The sequence below is a fragment of the Bacteroides faecis genome (assembly GCF_020091505.1).
GTDB lineage: Bacteria > Bacteroidota > Bacteroidia > Bacteroidales > Bacteroidaceae > Bacteroides > Bacteroides faecis.
In genome coordinates this window covers 5,563,779-5,584,808 of sequence record NZ_CP081916.1, presented here as the reverse complement: position 1 = coordinate 5,584,808, position 21,030 = coordinate 5,563,779, and the positions used below count along the sequence as shown (strand labels likewise).

Here is a 21,030-nt window from a genome sequence, read left to right as displayed (position 1 = left end):
CGGAAAAACATGGGGTAAAAAAACATGATTTTAAGAAAAGAGAAATCACTTAATGCTGGGCCTATTTATGGGACAGGGGAAGGCGTAGCACACTCAAAACGCTGGTATGTAGCTTTGGTTCGGATGCACCATGAAAAGAAGGTTTCCGAACGTCTGGACAAGATGGGAATCGAGAATTTCATTCCTGTTCAACAAGAACTCCACCAATGGAGCGACCGTCGTAAGATGATCACCTCTGTTTTACTTCCGATGATGGTCTTTGTACATGTAGACCCAAAGGAACGCATGGAAGTTCTGAGTTTTTCTACTGTCAGCCGTTACATGGTGATGCGCGGTGAGAGTAGTCCTGCTGTAATTCCTGACGAGCAGATGGCTCGTTTCCGTTTCATGCTTGATTATTCCACGGAATCAGTTAGCATGAACAGTTCCCCTTTGGCTCGTGGCGAACAGGTCCGTGTGATCAAAGGTCCTCTGACCGGATTAGTTGGTGAACTGGTTAATGTGGATGGTAAAAGTAAGATTGCCGTTCGTTTGAATATGCTGGGGTGTGCATGTGTAGATATGCCTATCGGGTATGTTGAACCTGTAAAAACCGTAGTCTGACGAGTCTGGATCATATTTCTATAATGGAATTACAGGATAAAATAATTCATCTTCATAATTTGGCTCATCGTTTACTTCACATCGAATGTTCCGGCAGTTATTTGTATGCCGATGACTTATCCCAATTAAATAAAGATATCCACGATGAAATGAATGAATTATATCCTCTGCGTGGCAACACATTGGAGCAAGATGCTTCTTTATGTCTTGCCCTGCTGTTGGGATATAGTGTAAGTATGTATGCCGGTTGGGAAGATGATTTGAAAAGGGACAATATTCTTGCCCGTTCTTTGGAGCTTCTGACAAGTCTTCCTCCTTCACCTTTGAAAGATGATTTGCTTACAGTTTGCAAAGAGTATTCAACCGTATAAAAATGGAGTAGAAAAATGAAAGTACCTAAAATTATAGCAGAAATAGGTTGTAATCACAAAGGTGATATGACAATTGCAAAAGAGATGATATTGACTGCTGCTAGTTATTGTAAGGCAGATATCGTTAAGTTTCAGAAGAGATCTGTTCGAGAGTTGTTGACTTCTGAGGAATATAATGCTCCGCATCCTCATCCGGAGAATTCATATGGTAGAACGTATGGAGAACATCGTGAGTTTTTGGAATTTACGTTAGAGCAACATCGACAATTACAGGAATGGTGCACGGAATTTGGTATAGAATATTCGACTTCTGTGTGGGATGTGACTTCAGCAAAAGAGATTTGTACATTACATCCATCCTTGATTAAAGTCCCTTCAGCTTGTAATTTGAATAAAAGGTTGTTGGAGTATTTATGTGATAATTATGAAGGCGAAATTCATCTCTCATTTGGCATGACTTTGCGAGAAGAAGAAGAAAATATAGTTTCATTTTTTGAAAATAAAGGCCGCAATAAAGATTTAGTCATTTATGCTTGTACTTCTGGTTATCCTGTGCCTTTTGAAGATATTTGCTTATTGGAAATATCACGCATAAATAAGGTATTTGGTAAACGTGTGAAAAGTGTAGGTTTTTCAGGTCATCATTTAGGGATAGCAGTGGATTCTGCTGCAGTTGCATTAGGAGCTGAATGGATTGAACGGCATTTTACTCTTGATAGAACTTGGAAAGGTACAGATCACGCTGCTTCTCTGGAACCGGATGGTTTAAGAAAACTAGGTCGTGATTGCCGTGCAATTGCAAAGGCTTTGGTTTATAAACAGCAAGATATTTTGGAGATTGAAAAAGTACAAAGAGATAAATTGAAAAAAAATCAGGTGAAATGGTAATTATAGAACGTTAAAGTACCTGATAATGGTTTGGACTTATTGAAGTTATACATGCAGGTCAGGCATAAAAGTTTTTCTAATTTTTTTGTCCCTAGGTTATTTCTATATTCATTCTTATTAAGTTTTAATTGTAATTGATGTTGGCAAGGTTGTCTTATTTCATTATGTTTTTGTTTTCTTTTATATCTTCATTGTTGCTGATTGGAATAAAGTAGAACGGAAAAAACATGTTTGATATGGGGATTAATGCTTTCATCATTATCTATTAAAGTTAATATCAGATTGATTATTTTGTGTAAATTATAAAATATGAAAACAGTTGCGTTTGTTCCTGTACGGGGAGGGAGTAAATCCATTCCTTTGAAAAATATAAAATTATTTTGTGGTAAACCTTTAGTTTATTGGAGTGTATCGGCTTTACAACATACAGCTGCCATAGATGAAATTATTGTTGCAACGGATTCTAGACAAATAGAGCAAGTAGTTACTTCTTTTTGTTTTTCAAAGGTGAAAATTTATCATCGTTCGTCTGAAAATGCATGTGATACGGCTAGTACTGAGAGTGTAATGTTGGAATATATTCAATATGCTAAACTTGATGATAATGACATCTTTGTACTGGTGCAAGCTACCTCTCCATTGACTGAGACAATTCATATTCAAGAAGCTTTGGAATTATATTTTAGTCGTAAGTATGATTCAATATTGACTTGTGTCCGTAGCTATCGTTTTTTTTGGAATGAAGATGGTACTTCAAGAAATTATGATTATAAGAATCGTCCACGAAGGCAGAATTTTGCTGGTGAATTAATGGAAAATGGAGCTTTGTATATTAATAGTGTGCGAAATATAGTTTCTCTCAGAAACCGTTTAAGTGGTAAAATCGGGTTGTATGTTATGCCTGAGTACACTGCAACAGAAATCGATGAGCCTGATGATTGGATTATCTTGGAACACTTAATGCAAAGGCATATGCTTTCTAGGTCTGCAAACGGTAAAAAGAAAATTAAACTGTTTTTATCAGATGTTGATGGGGTGTTGACAGATGGAGGTATGTATTATTCAGAGAAAGGAGATGAATTGAAAAAATTCAATACTCGTGATGGGATGGCTTTTCGGTTACTTCATGAAAAAGGTATAAAGACAGGTATAATAACTTCAGAAAATACGCAAATAGTGGAGAGTCGTGCAAGAAAACTAAAAGTAGATTACTTGTATCAAAGTAAATGTGAAGGAGGTAAATTGTTAGCTGCCAAAGAGATTTGTGAACAAGAAGGAATTACACTAAATGAAGTGGCTTATATAGGCGATGACATTAATTGTTATGAATTGTTGTCTAATGTAGGGATGGCTGCTTGCCCACTAAATGCAATGGAACAAATTAAAAATATTCCATCTGTAAACGTATTGATGAATAAAGGTGGAGATGGGGTAGTACGTGAATTTGCTGAAATGATATTAAATTATAATATGTAGGTTAATTACTGTTTGGATACTTGGAAGTAGTCTTATTTTTTTGGCCAAAATCTTGTCCTAATTTATGTGTCTTGAAAGTTCCTTTGTCATGATGAAATTTGGCTCAAGGACATTAGGCTCAGACTTCGGGGATTTGAGTTAGTAGCACAGTATCTTCATTCTATGAAGTCTGAATTTGGAATTCATCTAAAATAATAAGGTGAATATAAATATAGAGAAAAGGGAAAAGATAGGTCTACGGATAAGATTAATAATAGTCTCGAATAGTAAATAGTCAAAGGTTTGTAAATGTTGGTTTATTTCACTGTTGATGATGCCTTCTACATCTCAAAATAAACAGATTGCTAAAAATACGATCGTCCTGTATCTTCGTATGGTTCTAACCTTAGGGGTGGGATTATATACTGTTAGGATGGTATTAAAAATATTAGGTGTAGAAGATTATGGAATATATAATGTAGTAGGCGGCACCGTTTCTCTATTATCGTTTGTTGTCAATTCGATGGCATCTGCTTCTCAGAGATATCTTTCTTTTGAGTTAGGTAGTGGAGACCATGGTGCATTAAAAGGTATTTTTAATTTATCAGTATATGCATATATAGGAGTTGCTTTTTTAGCGTTGATAATATGTGAAACCATCGGATTATGGTTTTTGAATACTCAAATGACAATATCCAGCGAAAGAATATCTGCTGCTAATTGGGTATATCAATCAGCTATTTTTTCTTTTATAGTGTCTATTCTTGCTACTCCTTATATATCGGCTATTTTTTCTAATGAAAAAATGACGGTGTATGGCTACGTCGCTATAATTGAAGTTTCATTGAAATTATTTGTTGTATATTTATTGGGAATAATCTATTATGATAAATTGAAAATGTATGCTTTACTGATGTTCTTTTCACAAGTTACTATTAGCAGTTTTTATGTTTTTTATAGCAGAAAGCACTTTAAGGAATGTCGGTTATCTTTTTATTGGGATAAGTTAAAAATGGAAGAGATTCTCTCGTTTTCAATGTGGAGTATGATGGGGACTTTGGCGGGCGCTATGAGAAGTCAAGGTTTGAATGTGTTAATCAATCTTTTTTTTAATCCAGCTATAAATGCCGCTCGAGGTATTGCCTTTCAAATGCAAGCCGCAGTGAATGGCTTGAGGGTGAATTTCTATAATGCTGTATCTCCCCGAGTTACTAAATTGTATTCTTCTGAGCATCATGAAGAAATGATGGATTTAGTGTTTATGAGTTCTAAGCTGGCATTTTTTTTGATTATGTTTTTTTCTATTCCCATGCTAATAGAAACTCCTTATATACTACACTTATGGTTAGGAACAGTTCCTGAATATAGCATTTTGTTTACGCGTTTGGTTATCATAGAATTAACTATTGACATATTCAATAATCCTTTGGATAATGCTTTAGGTGCTTCCGGACGAGTTCGTCAATTTCAAATATGGGTAAGCTCTTTGTTGCTTTTGATTGTTCCATTGTCGTATTTAGCATTAAAAGTTGCAGAATATCCAGAGATACCTTTTGTTATTTCCATGCTTGTTTCAATACTTTGCTTTTTTCCTAGGTTGTACTTTGTTCGCAAATTTATAGCATTACCTGTGCGTCAGTACTTATGGAAAGTTGTTTTTGTCAGTTATCGTGTCTTAATAATAGCTTCATTGCCACCATTAATATGTTATGTAATGATGGAGGATGACTTTTATCGTTTAATCGTAGTATGTATTACATCTTGCATTTCTTCTGCTCTATGTATTTATTGGTTAGGATTGAATTTGATAGAACGGAATTATGTAAAGAAATATGTGCTTAAATTGCCTTTTATAAAATCATTGTAATTTCTTATGGCAAATCTTTTTTTTGTTCATACTCCTCTCGAATTATTAATAGCACAGCAAATTATCAATCAGGAAAAGCTGACTGATAATGTAATGTTGTGTGGCTATGTAGGAGGTAATAAGCATTTTCTTGATATTTATCGTTTGACTATCATTTCATCTATGTGGATGGAAAGAGTTCTTATGCCGGATGTTGCAGGATGGGCTGCAATAGAAAAACGTCATTTATTAAAAACGGCACTACGTGCATTCCGAAGATATAAAGAAATATGTTCTCTATTAAAGGTATATCGAATTGATACTTTATTTCTAGGTGATATGAATAATTTTTCCTGTAAATTTGGGGCAAAGTTATTTAAGAAAAAAGGATATAGGATTGTCTTTTTTGAGGAGGGGGCAAGTCATTATAATTTTCATATTCATCCGAGAAAGGGTGGTTATTTATTGAATAAATTATTAGCAATCTTTTTCGATTGTTTTTATTATTTGCCTATTTATCATTTTCGTTTTGCTACTTATTGCTTTTTGAAAGATTTACCATTTTCAGAATTACCGATTGACCTTCGTTATAGCGTGGTACCATATTATCATGAGGATTTTGATAAGCAAATACGTATAGAAAGATTGTTTTCTAATGATTTGATACAATTTTTGGATAGTGAGGTTTCCAAATTTTCAGATATAGAAAGTAGTATTTTGTTTATGTCTCAGAATATTTATGAGTCGTTAGGTAATCTGAATTTGTATTTACAGGTTGTTGAAGGCTATTTTTCGACATTGGATAGTACTTCGATTTTATTTATCAAATTTCATCCTCGTGAACAAGAAGAAGAGCGAAAGGCAGTAATCAGGATAGCGGAAAAATATCATTTAGCTTTTCATATATTGTCTGCTCAGATGAATATACCAGTCGAGTACTATTTACAATATATGAAATTTAAGGAAATTGTGACGTTCTTTTCTTCCACAGCTATGTATAATGGTTATCTTTTTCCAGAGATGAAGTTTACTTTTTTGTTGCGTCCTTTCTATGATTTATGTAAAATATGTAATGAGAAGAATATTTCTCAATTAGAGAATCTTTTGTCCTTATTGGATTCTTGTCAGAATAAACAAAAAATAAATGCCTAAAAGAATAATTTATCATATTGGTGATATAAGCCGTCCCGGGGGGATGGAACGTATTATTGTTTTGAAAGCGAACTGGTTGGCTGAACATGGTTATCAAGTGACAATGCTCTCAATGAGTAGTTTGGTGGAATCTTTTTTCCCTCTGTCATCTAAAGTCAAAATGGAAGCTTTGGATGTTTTTCAAGGGAGTGTATATGATGAGAAACGTAATTTGTGGGGGGCCTTGAAAAGTGTGTACTATAGTATAAGAAGCCGGATAGATCATAAGAGGAAAGTCGAAAAATACTTAGAGTCACATTCTTGTGATTATTTCATAACATTGGTAAATAGAGGCTTTATTCCCAAACTAAAGGATGGTAGCAAGAAGTATTTTGAGATACATTTTTCAAGTCAGGCAAAAATCGAATTTCATCAGTTGAATTCGTTTTTCTACAATTTGGTTTACGACTTGGGAATGTATTATCAGGAACGCATTTGTAGACGCTATGATAAATTTATAGTTCTAACGGAGAAAGATAGATTAATGCGAGGTAATATACCTAACATGATTGTGATTCCTAATTTTATAACTATCGAGTCGTCGGATTCTATGCCTGTTGCAGAATCTCGAAAAGTCATTGCTGTGGGACGCCTTTCTATAGAAAAGGGATTTGATTATTTATTTCAGGCATGGGCTATGGTATCTTCTAAATATCCTGACTGGAGTTTGGAAATTTATGGGTACGGCTATGGACGCGAGGAATATTATAATGAGTTAATTCAAAAAAATGGAGTAGAAGAATCTGTGAAGATTTGTGCTCCGGTAAAAGACATTCGAAATAAATATTTAGATTCTGCTTTTTATGTCATGTCTTCCCGGTATGAAGGGTTCCCGTTAACTTTAGGAGAAGCAATGTCGTGCGGTCTTCCTTGTGTCTCGTATAATTGTAACTGTGGTCCTAGTGAAATCATTCGTCATAGTGAAGATGGAATACTGGTTGATGAAGTGGGAGATATAAAAGGATTGTCAGATGCGATGCTGTATCTAATTGAACATCCGAAAAAGCGTGTTGAAATGGGAGAAAAAGCTAAAGAGAATATAAAACGTTTTTCTATAGACCATGTGATGAAAAAATGGGAGGATATATTACGATGAAACCAAGTGTTGTTTTTCTTCAGGAGCAGTTACGGGCAGCTGCCGGAACGGAGCGCATATCAACAGGTGTGATGAATGAATTGGCTGATAGGGGGTATCAAGTGGTTATTGTGTTATTTGGAACGGATAAAACTTCCGCTTTTCCTCTTAATGATAAGATAAAAATATTGCTAATAGGTATTCCTTTTGAAAATAAGTATAAGCTGAAAGCTGCCTTTTACTTAAAAAAGATCATAAATGAGATAAAGCCGGATTATGTAATAAACGTGGCGGTTCCTATGATGCAAGTGTCTTTTTTAGCCAAATGTTTGGGAATGAAAGGTAAGGTTGTTACTTGGGATCATTTTACTTTGTTTGCCGGTTCTCAATGGGGTGTTTTCTTTCGGATATTTAGTGCATTTGTTTCACACCAAACGATTGTTTTAACAGAACAAGATCGAAATAGCTATCCAAGGTTACTGAGGAAAAAGATTAGAGTAATTGGAAATTTTGTCATGGATGCAAAATTTAAGTCTAATCTTATGAGTAAGAAAGTACTTAGTGTAGGACGCTTAGTACATACCAAAGGATTTGATATTCTTTTGGATATATGGGGAGATATCTCTAAAAGGCATAGTGATTGGATTCTTCAAATAGTAGGTTCCTGAGAAGAAAAGGAAAACTTACGAAAGAAAATAGAGGAGTTACATTTGGAAGAAAATGTGCAAATGATTCCGACTGTGAAAAATATTGAAGATTATTATATAGATGCGTCTATATATGTTTCTGCAGCACGCCTTGAACCGTGGGGATTGGTTCTTGCTGAAGCTAAATCTTTTGGCTTGCCCATTGTTTGTTTTGATTGTCCGCATGGACCGAAAAATATTGTTCGTGATGGAATGGACGGAAATTTAATAGCTTTGAATGATTGTAATGAAATGAAAGAAAAGATATTACTATTAATGGATGATCTGGAATTGCGTAGAAAATATGGAGAAGCTGCTAGGAAAGATTTTGAATGTCGTTTTTCTAAGAGGGCGATATTTAATAAATGGACTGAACTTTTGAAATAGTAATTAGAAATTTATTAGTGTTTATACGATATAGAAATCAGTATGATCTTGAAAATAATATCATTATTATTATATCCTATAATGCCTTTTGGGGCATTTCTTTTGTCGATGAAATATTTTTCGAAATTTTATGGATACTGCATTTTTATTTTATTTGGCATATATCTAAACATGTGTGTAATATTTCGTCCACAAGATGATATATATAGATATGTTGAGGGATATAATAGACTTTTAAGTGGAACAGATTGGTTAGGAAAAATCGATCTATATTATTGGGGAAGTGCTATGCTGTTTTCTTATTTTAATTTATCTGCTATTTATGTATACATATTTTGGTCTATTATTTATTATACGGCTATGTATTTATGTCTTCGTGAATTAATAAAGTATATAAATAATAATATAATTTCAATTCTATTCTTATTAAGTTCTGTTTTTTTTATATCAGCATTTCATTTTAGTGTACTGCGCTTTTTCACTGCATCCTTTTGGTTTATTTTTTTTGTGAAGAAAATAGCATGCAGTAGGAAGGTAAATTGTTATATGTGTTTACTGTTGATTTGTCCATTGATTCATTATATGTATTATGTTCCTGTTATTGCTTATTATATATATCATTTCTTTAGGCCTAAAATAAAGCTGTTATTAATACTTTTTATTATAACATATTTCTTCTCTTTCTTTGATTATATCGATGTTTTAAAGTATTGTGGGGTAAATGTATTTAGCTCTAGTTCGTATTTAAGTGAAGCTAGAAATGAATCAATGAATAGTTCTTATAATTTAGGAAAATATTTATATTTACCAATGTATCTTTCTTTGCTATGGTTGTTATATATTCAGTATCGTAGAAGGAAGAAACTGAGTTCCATAAACTATAATTTATTATGTTTGGCTTTATGGGGACTAATTGTTTTGAATTTGGTATCAGCTTCTTGGGATTTTACTGTACGTTTCAGGTTAATAGCTGAATGGCTATGTATTTATCCTATTGCATATTACTATCAATGTACGCGAGATGTACATTATAATAATTTTATATTCTTATTTCCATTTTGTTTTTTGTTAAGTAATTGGGACTTTTTATTTGTAACAGGTCCAAAGTACTTCAATTATTCAGATGTTTTCTTTTCAAATATTTATTCTGTTTGGAACTATTGTTCTAATGCCTTGAATAACATTTAAAAAAACAATTAAATTGATATGATAACAGTTTTTACTCCTACTTATAACCGTGGGTATATTATAAAACAACTTTATGATAGTTTGATATTACAAAGTTATAAAGATTTTGAATGGTTAGTAATAGATGATGGAAGTACGGATGATACGGAGGAACTTTTTAAATCCTTTATTGCGGAACAAAAATTAAATATTCATTATTTAAAGATTGAAAACGGAGGAAAGCATCGTGCTATTAATAAAGGTGTCATATTAGCTCAAGGGAAATATTTTTTCATTGTAGATAGTGACGATTATTTACATAATAATGCACTTGAACGAATATATTTTTATACTAAACAGATTGAAGATGATAAAACCTTTGCAGGAGTTTGTGGATTGAAAATATATCCGAATGGGAGAAAGGTAGGAGGTGAAGCCAATTATAAAATTTTGGATACAGATTCTATTAGTTTTCGTGAGAAATATCGTGTAAAAGGTGATATGGCTGAGGTCTTTGAAACAGATATTCTTAAGAATTACCCATTTCCTGAATTTGAAAATGAGAAGTTTATTTCCGAAGGGATTGTTTGGAGTCGAATTGCACATAAGTACAAACTTAGATATTTTAATGAGCCAATATATATATGTGATTATTTAGAAGATGGGTTAACGAGATCTATCAGAAAATATCATCGTAATAGTCCTAAGGGCACAATGCTTTTTTATAATGAAATGATTCGGCAAAAAAGAAATGGTCTGAAAAAACGCTTGATCGCTGCTGTCAATTATTGGCGTTATACTATAAAGTATAAAGGAGAGAGAGCAGGAGAGCTGGCGCCTATTGGTTGGAGTTATTGTTGCTATCCTTTGGGCTTGTTATTCTATTATATGGATATTCGAAAAAAGTGAGAGTCTTATTTATTGTTCCTTCATTGAAAAATGCAGGTCCTGTTATTGTTGTCTATGATTTAGTTCATTTATTGATAAAGCGTGGGCACAAATGTTGTGTTTGCTATTTTGATAAAGTAGAAGAACTTAGTTTTAATTGTGATGTCGTACAGATTTCGATGAGACAAAAGATAAACTTTAGCGATTATGATATTGTACATACACATGGTTATCGTCCTCAGCTTTATGTTTTCTTGCATAAATCATGGAATAAGAGTAGTACAAGGTTTGTAACTACAATGCATAATTATTTGTTTAGTGACTTTGGCTATACTTATGGAAAAATCAGAGGGCTAATTTATGGTACATTATATCTCTTAGTGAATTTACGAGCTGATAAAATAGTCGCTTTAAGTAAGGACGCACAGCATTATTACTCAAGATTTTTGCCTTCTTGTAAATTGACCTATGCTTATAATACACGAGTTTGTGATTTTTCGAAAAAATTGTCCACAGAGGAAGAACGTGAATTGTTAGCCTTCCGGGGCGAAAGCGCACGGCTGGTCGGGACCAGCTGTGCGCTTTCGCCCCTGAAGGGCTTGGATTTGATAATCCAAGCCCTTCAGGAACTTCCACAAACAAAATTTTGTATTATTGGGGATGGTAAAATAAAAAATGATTTAATACAACTATCTGTAAAACTAAAAGTTAGTGACCGTGTGCTTTTTCTAGGTTATAAGAAAGATGCGTATAAATATTTACCTTATTTTGATGTCTATGCTATCCCTAGTCATAGTGAAGGTTTTCCTTTGGCAATGCTTGAAGCGGCAGCCTATGGGAAATCGATTGTTGCATCTAATCTTAGTGTGTTTAAGGAAATATTTACTGGTGATGAAATCTCAATATTCGATTTGAACGATGAGAAAAGTGTACCAAATGCAATAGAACGTGCTTTCTTGGAAAAAGAGAAACTATCCCGTAATGCTAAGCTAAAATATGGAAATGTTTATTCTCCCGACAATTTTGTCAGTCGGTATCTAGCTATATATACTAAGCTCCTTCTCGAATAAAGTCTGATTTATATAATGGAAAAATTTAGTGTTTTAATGTCTGTTTACGCACGTGAGCAGAGTACTTATTTAGAAGAAGCACTTCGTAGCGTGTTTGAACAAACTGTGCCGCCTTCTGAGGTGGTGTTGGTAAAAGATGGTCCCTTGACTACAGAATTGGAAACCGTCATTGCTAGTTTTGCAGAGCGTTATAAGAGTTTAAAAATTGTTGCTTTGGCAAAGAATATGGGATTGGGCAATGCGCTTAATGTGGGTCTATCTGCATGTACCTATAGGTTGGTGGCACGTATGGATAGTGATGATTTATCATTGCCTAATCGGTTTGAAACTCAATTGAAAGCATTCGAAAAGGATCTGGAAGTATCTGTTGTTGGAGGATGGATTTCTGAATTTGAAAATAATCCGAAACAAATAATCTCCTATCGGAAAGTTCCTGAATTTGATTGTGAGATAAAACATTTTTTTTTATCAAAATGTCCTGTAAATCATATGACTGTTATGTTTCGTAAAGAAGATATTCTTAAAGTTGGTGGATATCAGCATTTTTACTTATTGGAAGACTATTGGCTATGGACAAGAATGATTAATGAAGGCTGTAAATTTTATAATATACAAAATATCTTGGTTAATGTACGTGGCGGAGCTGCTATGGCTGCAAGACGCGGGGGATGGAAGTATGTTAAAAGTGAAATAAAACTTCAATGGCAGATATGGAAAATGGGACTAATTGGAGTGTATGCATTTTCTAGAAATATTTTCGTTCGTTTTTCTATTCATATGATGCCAAGTAGCTTACGATGTTTCTTTTATAAGAAAGTATTGAGGTAATAGTTCTGAAAGATGAAGAATAACTGCATACTAACATTATTTACTGTTACCAATATATGAATATTACATTTATCATATTAGCTTTTGTAATTTCTGCTTATATTGCCAGGCTTATTATTCCACGTATATTGTTGATTTCCTTTCGAAAAAAACTTTTTGATATTCCGGATGCGCGTAAGTTACATAAAAGCGCAATTCCGCGTTTAGGTGGAGTTTCTTTCTTTCCAACAATATTACTTTCCTGCTGTGCGGTTTTGGTACTTCGTACTTTGACTGGATATAGCGTTTCTGCTTTACAAGCTACCTATATTTTGCCTGAGTTTTTAGCTTTAGTTTGTGGAATGGTACTTTTGTATTTGACAGGTATTGCGGATGATCTTGTGGGAGTTCGTTATCGCCAGAAGTTTGTGGTTCAAATTATTTGTGCCAGTTTATTTCCTCTTGCCGGACTCTGGATTAATGATTTCTATGGTTTGTTTGGCTGTGGTACTCTTTCTGTTTGGTTTGGATTTCCTTTTACTGTACTAACTGTTGTTTTTATCACTAATGCGATTAATCTTATTGATGGAATTGATGGGCTTGCTTCAGGCTTAAGCAGTGTTGCTCTCATGGTTTTGGGCTTTTTATTTATCGAGAAAGGGTTATGGATTTATAGTATGCTTGCATTTAGTACCTTGGGAGTATTGATTCCTTTCTTCTATTATAATGTTTTTGGTAGTGCTGAACATGCCCGAAAGATATTTATGGGGGATACAGGGAGTTTGACTTTAGGATATATATTAAGTTTTTTAGCAATAAAATATAGTCAGAATACGGATTTGATTCCTACGACACAAGGTGACATAGTGATTGCTTTTAGTACTTTGATTATCCCCTCATTTGATGTAATTCGGGTCGTTATGGTTCGCATTTGTAATAAAAGAAATCCTTTTGAGCCAGACAAAAATCATATTCATCATAAGTTTCTGGCGATGGGATTTAATGCCCGTCAGACAATGATTCTAATTTTATTGATATCATGTATATTTAGTGGAATTAATATTCTCCTGGTTTCATACATGAATAATACATTGATTCTATTAGGAGATGTTGTAGTATGGATGGGCCTTAATTTATGGTGGAGTAGAGTGAGAGATACGAAGTGTCGAAAATAGAGAATAGCATATGAAAACTATATAATGAATTAAACAGATATTTTTAAATGATGATTATGAAAAAAGTGAATAGATGGATGGGGTTGTTATTGCTGCTTTGTCTACTTGCAGCATGTCAATCTTACAAAAAAGTACCTTATTTACAAGATGCGGAAGTGGTGTTGTATGGAGTTCAGAACGAACAGTTGTATGATGCAAAGATCATGCCTAAAGACTTGTTGACGATTGTGGTGTCATGTACAAGTCCGGAGTTGGCGGCCCCTTTTAATCTGACAGTTGCCACGCAAAATAATATTGCTTTGAATTATACCACCACTCAACCTGCTTTACAACAATATTTGGTGGATAATGAAGGTAAGATAAATTTCCCGGTTTTGGGTGAATTGCATGTGGGAGGATTAACCAAGAAGGGCACTGAACAAATGATTGTAGAGAAACTGAAGCCTTATATAAAGGAAACTCCTATTGTAACCGTACGAATGGTGAATTATAAAATTTCAGTTATTGGAGAAGTCGCCCGCCCCGGTACCTTTACTATCTCGAACGAAAAAGTGAACTTGCTGGAAGCATTGGCCATGGCAGGTGATATGACTGTATATGGATTGCGTAATGACATAAAATTAATAAGAGAGGATGCTAACGGTAAACAGGAGATTATTCCGTTGGACTTAAATAAGGCTGAGACAATCCTTTCTCCCTATTATTGGCTGCAACAGAATGATATAGTCTATGTAACACCTAACAAAGCTAAAGCACGTAACTCTGATATCGGAAGTAGTACTAGTTTGTGGTTCTCTGCCACCTCTATTTTGATATCCATTGCCAGTCTATTATATAATATCTTAAGATAACATTCGTAACAATGAAAGAGGAACTAACAAACGAAAAACTGCGCGAAGCAGATGATAAAGAAATAGATATTCAGGAATTGCTTTTTAAATATCTGATTCACTGGCCTTGGTTTGTAGGGGCAGTGATAGTATGTTTGATTTCTGCTTATATTTACTTATATGTTGCTACTCCTGTATATAACATTTCTGCTACAGTCCTGATCAAAGATGATAAGAAAGGAGGAAGTTCAAACAATGTAGCCGGATTGGATGAATTGGGGCTTAGTGGATTGATCACTTCTTCGCAAAGTATAGACAATGAAATAGAAGTGTTGCGTTCTAAAACTCTGGTGAAAGAAGTAGTCAACTACTTAAATTTATATGTTACTTACCAGGATGACGATCAAATTCCTTCGAAAGAGTTGTATAAGACATCTCCTGTACAGGTTAATATGACTCCACAAGAAGCGGAAAAATTGAAAACAAAGGTCGTTATTGAAATGGTACTGCACCCACAAGGAAGTTTGGATGTAAATGTGAAAATGGAGGATAAAGAAATTCAAAAGCATTTTGAAAAACTGCCTGCCATCCTTCCTACTAATCAGGGAACACTTTCTTTCTTTCAGACTACGGATTCTATATCTTCGAAGAAAAATGAAGAAGTGGGTTCTCCTGTTCAAGATATGCGACATATCACAGCTACCATTAGCCAGCCTATGAATGTAGCCAGAAGATATTGCGAGAATCTATCTATTGAACCTACCTCGAAGACTACCTCTGTAGTAACGGTCTCTTTAAAAAACTCCAGTTTGCAGCGCGGGCAGGATTTTATCAACCAGCTGCTCGAGATGTACAATCGTAATACCAACAATGACAAGAATGAAATAGCGCAGAAAACGGCTGAGTTTATCGATGAGCGAATTGGCATTATTTCAAAAGAGCTGGGAAGTACGGAAGCGGATCTGGAGACTTTTAAACGTGATGCGGGAATCACAGATTTGAGTAGTGATGCACAGATCGCTCTGACCGGTAATGCTGAATATGAAAAGAAACAGGTTGAAAATCGTACGCAAATTAGCTTAGTGGAAGATTTGAAGAAATATTTAGGTCATAATGAATATGAGATATTGCCCAGCAATGTTGGTCTGAAAGATATTACTCTTGCCGCACAGATTGACCGATACAATGAAATGCTTATTGAACGTAAACGCCTGCTTCGTACTTCCACCGAGAATAATCCGGCCATCATCAATCTGGATACCAGTATTCGTGCCACGAAAGCGAATGTTCAGGCTACTTTGGAAGGTACATTACAAGGATTGTTTATCACTAAAGCTGATCTTGATCGGGAAGCCAAACGTTATATGCGTCGTATCAGTGATGCTCCGGGGCAAGAGCGTCAGTATGTGAGTATAGCCCGTCAGCAGGAAATAAAGGCGGGATTGTACTTGATGTTGTTGCAAAAGCGTGAGGAAAATGCCATTATGCTGGCTGCTACTGCGAACAATGCGAAGATTATAGATGATGCTATCGCCGATGTTATTCCTGTATCTCCTAAACGAAGCATTATTTATTTGGCTGCATTGTGTTTAGGTATTGCGATACCTGTTGTTGTTATTTATATGATTGATCTGACGAAGTTCAAGATCGAAGGTCGTGCTGATGTGGAAAAACTGACTAGTGTTCCGATTGCGGGGGATATCCCTTTGACGGATGAAAAGAATACAAAGGAGGGTTCTATTGCTGTATTCGAGAATCAGAATAACCTGATGAGCGAAACTTTCCGTAACATTCGAACGAATATCCAGTTTATGCTTCAGAATAATAAGAAAGTAATCCTCGTGACTTCAACAGTGAGTGGTGAAGGTAAATCGTTCACTTCGGCCAACTTGGCTATCAGTCTTTCTTTATTGGGAAAGAAGGTGGTGATTGTAGGTCTTGATATTCGCAAACCGGGACTGAATAAAGTTTTTAATCTTTCGAGCAAGGAGAAGGGGATTACTCAATATCTGGCAAATCCGGAAATGGACTTGATGAGTTTGGTACAGTTATCTGATGTGAATAGGAATCTGTATATTCTTCCGGGTGGAACCGTTCCTCCCAATCCTACGGAGCTATTGGCACGGGATGGACTGGACAAGGCTATTGAGATTTTGAAGAAGAATTTTGATTATGTCATCCTTGATACTGCTCCTATCGGTATGGTAACGGATACTTTATTGATTGGTCGTGTGGCGGATTTATCAGCGTATGTATGCCGTGCCGATTATACGCATAAAGCGGAATACACACTGATTAATGAGTTGTTCCATGAACAGAAGTTGCCTAATCTTTGTACCATTATTAATGGCGTAGACCTGAAGAAGAGAAAATATGGTTACTACTATGGCTATGGCAAGTATGGCAAGCATTATGGCTATGGTAAACGTTATGGATACGGATATGGTTATGGCCAAGAAAAGTAAGTTCGTTTTGAGTAATTAAGCATTATTTTCTGGAAATTTGCTGATAAAGGCTTTACTTTATGATACTAACTGAAGAGAAATGAAAACATTACCGGAATATATCACATTATTACAAAGCTATATGCAACAAAATGCATCTAAGTATGGCATCTTGCGTATGGGGATATTTGGTTCTGTAGCTCGTAACGAGCATACAGATGTTAGTGATGTTGACGTTTATGTGGAAGGGCAACTTCATGGATTCTTTGCTTTGGCTGGTATAAAGCAGGATTTGGAAGAACTGTTAGGTTGCAAAGTCGATATTGTTCGCTTGCGAGACAAGATGGATTCATTTCTACGTGAAAAAATACTAAAGGAGGGCATTTATGTATGACACTCTGATTGCTTATCATACCTTGGAGCTGATACGGGACTCTTTCTTGTTGAGTGACAGTGGTATGATGAAATTTATCGTATTTGCGATGAGGATATTTTACAGCTGCACCAAGTAATAACACGGATAATGACTTACAAAGTCTTAAATAACTCTTATTACAACTCCTTATATTCCTCTACACAAGAGTAGCAGGGGCACTCCTTAAGAGGATTCAAATCACGATGCCCCACTATCAGCGCTTTTGGAAAATATTTCTTTAGCTCACGGAGCAGAGCTAACAACGATCCCCGTTGCTCTAGCGTACGTGTATCCTTAGTCCGTCCGTCAGCATCCAGTCCTCCTTCATAACAGATTCCTATAGAATGTGCGTTATGATTCCGGCAATGTGCTCCTACCTTTTCTAACGGTCGTCCCGGATGTATTTCTCCATCACGTGTGATGTAGAAATGATAACCAATATCACGGAATCCCCGATGTCGGATGTGATCCTGTCGGCAAGCCTCCGCCGAGAGGGATTTTCCCTCCGGCGTGGCACTGCAATGAATGATAATCAGTGTGATGGTCCGCATAAGTTTACATACAGCTTTGTACTCCTATCAAACCACCTACGGCAGTAGCGACAGTGATGATTACTTTGATAATGAAACTCCATACGGATCGTGATGATGAATTACTCATAGGTTTTGATTTTAAATGAAAAAAAATATTGATTTTTAATGAGTCTTTAGCCGTGATAAGCTAAAGACTTTGCCAGTGTTCAGGTTATGACTTAAACAGTCGGGTCCGGTGCTTCTTCGTCTCCTTCGTCCGGATTAGGTTTCGGATCGGGAGTGTTGCCTGACCCGGAACCTCCTCCGGGCGTTGTCGGTTTCTGATACTCCGCCTGCTGTTTCAGCTGGCTGTCGAGCTTCAGATTGGTTGTTGATAAGTTTCCTGTGGCACGTGCTTTGAGCCGCATACCTGTGATGTTCTTCTCCAGCGAGAACTCTTCCAGCGTTTCGGCAGCCTTGCTGCGGATTCCTACACCGAAGATGGCTAGATCATCAATTTTCACACTTTTGCCGTCGAGCAGCAGTTCCTTGATGCAGTCCACCATATCAGTGAGCACGCCTTTGATCACCCCACTGGAATACGGTGAATTGTGTTTCGACATGTGTTCCGCAAGTTTGGCAAGGTCGAATGTCTCGTCGCTTACCGCCCGGGCGAACCATTTGCCCGCATTCAAGCCTTTCTTCTGTTGGTTCTGATAAATTTTGTAACGAATCATAAAATAATAATTTTAAAGAGTTAAACATACTTTCGTGAGGATTTCTCCCTTTCGATGACACAAAGATAGTATGCTGTAACTCGGAAAAATCGGTTGTGTACAGTGACAGTCGGTAATGTGCAATTGTTGTCAGTTATAGTCTGTTATTCCCTGATAAAACGTAGGTAATGTGAATATATTTTGTTACTTTTGTGACTGTAAAACAGAAACTTATTTGTCATGATAGAATTCAAAATACGTGCTTATGGTCGTATGGAACTGGCACAGCTTTATTCTCCCGAACTTACCGGCATTGCCGCTTACCGCAAAATGAATAAATGGATTGTTCGCTGCCCCGGTCTTCAGGAACGTTTGCTCGATCTGGGCTATCAGCCGCAGCACCGTTCTTACACTCCGCTGGAGGTAAGGGTGATAGTGGATGCGTTGGGAGAACCCTAGCTAAAGCTATGCTTTACGACTTCTAAAGCTAAGCTTTATGGGTTCTAAAGCTTAGCTTTAGCTAATACAAAACGCTATACTCTGATTTTCATAAAATAACGATAAAAGACGATGTTATCAACAGGTACAGTAGGTACACTTTTCCGGCCCTTCCCTAACACACGCACACGCGTGCGTGCGCGTAAGTACCTTTACCGTCAAGATTGACAATCAGTCCCTGTTTTACCAGTCGTTTCAGCCAGGTGAGGGCAGTGTTGGGCTTGATTCCCATAGTCGTAGCCTGCTCCACTAACTGTGCACGGGTAAATTGGATACCCAGTGCCTCAAAGAATGCGTCACGGTCGGCATTGGCCCTATGGCTGACTTCTGAAGGAGGAAGGAAAGACAAGATATGCGTGGCATGCTGATAGAGTGGTTTCACAAGGTTCAGCACAGCCTTAAAATCTTCGGGAGTGATTGTCATATCCCAACGGGTAATGATACCGTCTTTGATATTATCAGCAGCGATTTCCTTGTCCGGTGTAAGCAGGGGGTGAGAAGATGCCTGGTATTGATACGGCTGAGGATTTTCAAGAGCACGAAGCATGGCCACTACTGACATGATACGGCAGATGTTGACAGCCATTCGGGCGATGGAACTGTTCATTTCTCTGCCATTGGCAATCGTTGACCGGGTGAACAGTTCGGAAAAGAGATCATTGAACTCCTGTTTCTGTTCATCCGTGAGCCGGAGTGTGTGGAGACCATGTTCCTTGAGTAAGTTCAATAGCTTGTTCCATTCCAGACCAATGGCGGTGAAGATGGCTTCCAAGTCTATTTCGTTTTCGTCAAACTGATTGATCCATTGATAGATACCGTGCATATAATAGAACAGCTGGCGTGAAAAAAGTCCGTTCTCTACTGAAGGAATGAGTGGTTTCACCTGTGCGGGTGTCCCCGAAAGCAGGAGAGAGAGGTAACTTTTCTTGTTTTCCCGGTACTCCTGATTGGTACGTCGGTTGTATGCTAACCAGTCATGGTCGAATGCTCTGCGAAGCGTCTCACTCCAGTGACCGTATTCCGAACCGATGGCGGTAGAGATCGTATCCGCCTCGGTTTCGCAGATGAGGCCTGTTCCGTTGTTATCCATAATATTTTGAAGGATACCGGTACCGGTATTGTTGCCGGAAATGAGGAACATTCTGTTTAAAGGCATTTCGGGGATTTCCGCTTTGGCACGCTCTTTGCCCATCATTTCGTAGGCGACTTTTGCCTTTTTGTAGGCATTCATCTCTTTTTCCACTTGTTGGCGGATATCATCGTGGATAGGCATAACGAGCAGGCGGATGAGTGATAGTACTCCCTTGCCCGAGGCTGCCGGAGCTACAATGAAGGATTGCATACAGGGCGATTGGTATTTGCCGGCATAATGACATCTCACGTATCGTTCCATGGTGGCGCCCAGAGCAGTCAATGCTCCGAGCAAGAGTACGTCTTTTTGAGTGACGGTAGTGCCATAACTTATGATGCGCAGCAGTAGCTTCGGCCAGTCTTCTAAGGTGAAAGTGGGTAATGGGTGATGCGGGTCGCTGCCTTCCAGCAGTTCTTCTGATTCACTCTTTTCTTCTTCCACCTTATTATACACGTGCGCGTGTGTGGAAAAATTGTGCGGTGAACTTTCTGTACCTACTGTACCCGTCCGGTTGTTCATAACTTCCTTCCGGGCTTCCTTGCAGATTTTTACTCCTGTCGATTCAGCGAGGTGAAAGGCCGTTCCGAGATGTATTGCTCCCTGCTGTTTCGTGAGTGCATTGGAAAACATTCGTTCGGCATGGGCGGATTGATACTTGGCGGAAATCCGGCACAGGCGATGAAAAAACTCCCGTCCTGCTTCACCACAGTCCGTTGCGATGGCGAATGCTAATTGTACATACTCGGCGTAAGTGGGTGCAATGTCGGCACCTGCTGTTTCAACTGCTTCGGTGAGGAGGCGTAAGGATTCAATATCGGTCATTTTTTTTATTGATAATGGATAATTGATAGTTCATCGTTGATTATTCAAGATG

General features: G+C 36.8%; 20 protein-coding genes and 1 pseudogene. 17 read left to right on the top strand and 4 right to left on the bottom strand.

Annotated elements, in window-relative coordinates; translation table 11 throughout:
* The first annotated feature begins 24 nt into the window (after nucleotides 1-24).
* From K6V30_RS22175 to K6V30_RS22100, 16 genes and pseudogenes are all read left to right on the top strand, one after another.
* Nucleotides 25-603: a UpxY family transcription antiterminator gene (locus tag K6V30_RS22175; protein ID WP_010538947.1), complete on the top strand. Its 579-nt coding sequence runs from the start codon at nucleotides 25-27 to the stop codon at nucleotides 601-603.
* 23 nt (nucleotides 604-626) lie between these two features.
* Complete coding sequence (locus K6V30_RS22170) at nucleotides 627-974, top strand: UpxZ family transcription anti-terminator antagonist (RefSeq protein WP_032837179.1); 348 nt, start codon at nucleotides 627-629, stop codon at nucleotides 972-974.
* Between the two features lie 15 nt (nucleotides 975-989).
* Nucleotides 990-1,862, top strand: a complete 873-nt coding sequence (locus tag K6V30_RS22165) for an N-acetylneuraminate synthase family protein (protein WP_010538945.1) — start codon at nucleotides 990-992, stop codon at nucleotides 1,860-1,862.
* Between the two features lie 309 nt (nucleotides 1,863-2,171).
* Nucleotides 2,172-3,338, top strand: coding sequence for an acylneuraminate cytidylyltransferase (locus K6V30_RS22160; RefSeq protein ID WP_010538944.1), 1,167 nt, complete (start codon nucleotides 2,172-2,174; stop codon nucleotides 3,336-3,338).
* A 412-nt stretch (nucleotides 3,339-3,750) separates the two neighbouring features.
* The gene (locus K6V30_RS22155; RefSeq protein ID WP_130061899.1) at nucleotides 3,751-5,184 is read left to right on the top strand and encodes a lipopolysaccharide biosynthesis protein; all 1,434 of its coding nucleotides are present in this window, start codon (nucleotides 3,751-3,753) and stop codon (nucleotides 5,182-5,184) included.
* Nucleotides 5,185-5,190: 6 nt separating this feature from the next.
* Nucleotides 5,191-6,315 (top strand): polysialyltransferase family glycosyltransferase, encoded by a 1,125-nt coding sequence (locus K6V30_RS22150; RefSeq protein ID WP_010538942.1) that lies wholly within the window; start codon nucleotides 5,191-5,193, stop codon nucleotides 6,313-6,315.
* Nucleotides 6,308-7,450 (top strand): glycosyltransferase family 4 protein, encoded by a 1,143-nt coding sequence (locus tag K6V30_RS22145; RefSeq protein ID WP_010538941.1) that lies wholly within the window; start codon nucleotides 6,308-6,310, stop codon nucleotides 7,448-7,450. Before K6V30_RS22150 ends, K6V30_RS22145 begins: the two co-directional genes overlap by 8 nt.
* Nucleotides 7,429-8,097 (top strand): glycosyltransferase, encoded by a 669-nt coding sequence (locus K6V30_RS22140; RefSeq protein ID WP_224207203.1) that lies wholly within the window; start codon nucleotides 7,429-7,431, stop codon nucleotides 8,095-8,097. Before K6V30_RS22145 ends, K6V30_RS22140 begins: the two co-directional genes overlap by 22 nt.
* 12 nt (nucleotides 8,098-8,109) lie before the next feature.
* A pseudogene (locus K6V30_RS22135) lies at nucleotides 8,110-8,502 on the top strand (glycosyltransferase); the annotation flags it as partial.
* A 1,206-nt stretch (nucleotides 8,503-9,708) separates the two neighbouring features.
* On the top strand, nucleotides 9,709-10,578 hold the full coding sequence (locus tag K6V30_RS22130; RefSeq protein ID WP_010538939.1) for a glycosyltransferase family A protein: 870 nt from the start codon (nucleotides 9,709-9,711) through the stop codon (nucleotides 10,576-10,578).
* Entirely contained in the window at nucleotides 10,575-11,627 is a 1,053-nt protein-coding gene (locus K6V30_RS22125; RefSeq protein WP_010538938.1) for a glycosyltransferase family 4 protein, read from the top strand. The genes K6V30_RS22130 and K6V30_RS22125 overlap by 4 nt, the downstream gene beginning before the upstream one ends.
* Nucleotides 11,628-11,642: 15 nt before the next feature.
* Nucleotides 11,643-12,455: a glycosyltransferase gene (locus tag K6V30_RS22120; protein ID WP_010538937.1), complete on the top strand. Its 813-nt coding sequence runs from the start codon at nucleotides 11,643-11,645 to the stop codon at nucleotides 12,453-12,455.
* A gap of 56 nt (nucleotides 12,456-12,511) precedes the next feature.
* The gene (locus tag K6V30_RS22115) at nucleotides 12,512-13,609 is read left to right on the top strand and encodes an MraY family glycosyltransferase (protein ID WP_010538936.1); all 1,098 of its coding nucleotides are present in this window, start codon (nucleotides 12,512-12,514) and stop codon (nucleotides 13,607-13,609) included.
* Nucleotides 13,610-13,665: 56 nt separating this feature from the next.
* Entirely contained in the window at nucleotides 13,666-14,460 is a 795-nt protein-coding gene (locus tag K6V30_RS22110; protein WP_029425649.1) for a polysaccharide biosynthesis/export family protein, read from the top strand.
* 11 nt (nucleotides 14,461-14,471) lie between these two features.
* Entirely contained in the window at nucleotides 14,472-16,904 is a 2,433-nt protein-coding gene (locus K6V30_RS22105; RefSeq protein WP_010538934.1) for a GumC family protein, read from the top strand.
* A gap of 79 nt (nucleotides 16,905-16,983) precedes the next feature.
* Nucleotides 16,984-17,277, top strand: a complete 294-nt coding sequence (locus K6V30_RS22100; protein ID WP_010538933.1) for a nucleotidyltransferase family protein — start codon at nucleotides 16,984-16,986, stop codon at nucleotides 17,275-17,277.
* Nucleotides 17,278-17,435: 158 nt separating this feature from the next.
* On the opposite strand, the gene K6V30_RS22095 is transcribed toward K6V30_RS22100, so the two are convergent.
* The 3 genes from K6V30_RS22095 to K6V30_RS22085 form a co-directional block, all read right to left on the bottom strand.
* Entirely contained in the window at nucleotides 17,436-17,849 is a 414-nt protein-coding gene (locus tag K6V30_RS22095) for an N-acetylmuramoyl-L-alanine amidase (protein WP_010538932.1), read from the bottom strand.
* Between the two features lie 4 nt (nucleotides 17,850-17,853).
* Entirely contained in the window at nucleotides 17,854-17,958 is a 105-nt protein-coding gene (locus K6V30_RS22090) for a smalltalk protein (RefSeq protein WP_008767884.1), read from the bottom strand.
* A gap of 91 nt (nucleotides 17,959-18,049) precedes the next feature.
* Nucleotides 18,050-18,547 (bottom strand): HU family DNA-binding protein, encoded by a 498-nt coding sequence (locus tag K6V30_RS22085; RefSeq protein ID WP_008763346.1) that lies wholly within the window; start codon nucleotides 18,545-18,547, stop codon nucleotides 18,050-18,052.
* Between the two features lie 219 nt (nucleotides 18,548-18,766).
* Here K6V30_RS22085 and K6V30_RS22080 point away from each other — a divergent pair, with 219 nt between their 5' ends.
* Nucleotides 18,767-18,985: a DUF4248 domain-containing protein gene (locus tag K6V30_RS22080; protein ID WP_010538931.1), complete on the top strand. Its 219-nt coding sequence runs from the start codon at nucleotides 18,767-18,769 to the stop codon at nucleotides 18,983-18,985.
* A 154-nt stretch (nucleotides 18,986-19,139) separates the two neighbouring features.
* On the opposite strand, the gene K6V30_RS22075 is transcribed toward K6V30_RS22080, so the two are convergent.
* Nucleotides 19,140-20,978 (bottom strand): DUF3987 domain-containing protein, encoded by a 1,839-nt coding sequence (locus K6V30_RS22075; protein ID WP_010538930.1) that lies wholly within the window; start codon nucleotides 20,976-20,978, stop codon nucleotides 19,140-19,142.
* Nucleotides 20,979-21,030: the final 52 nt, after the last annotated feature.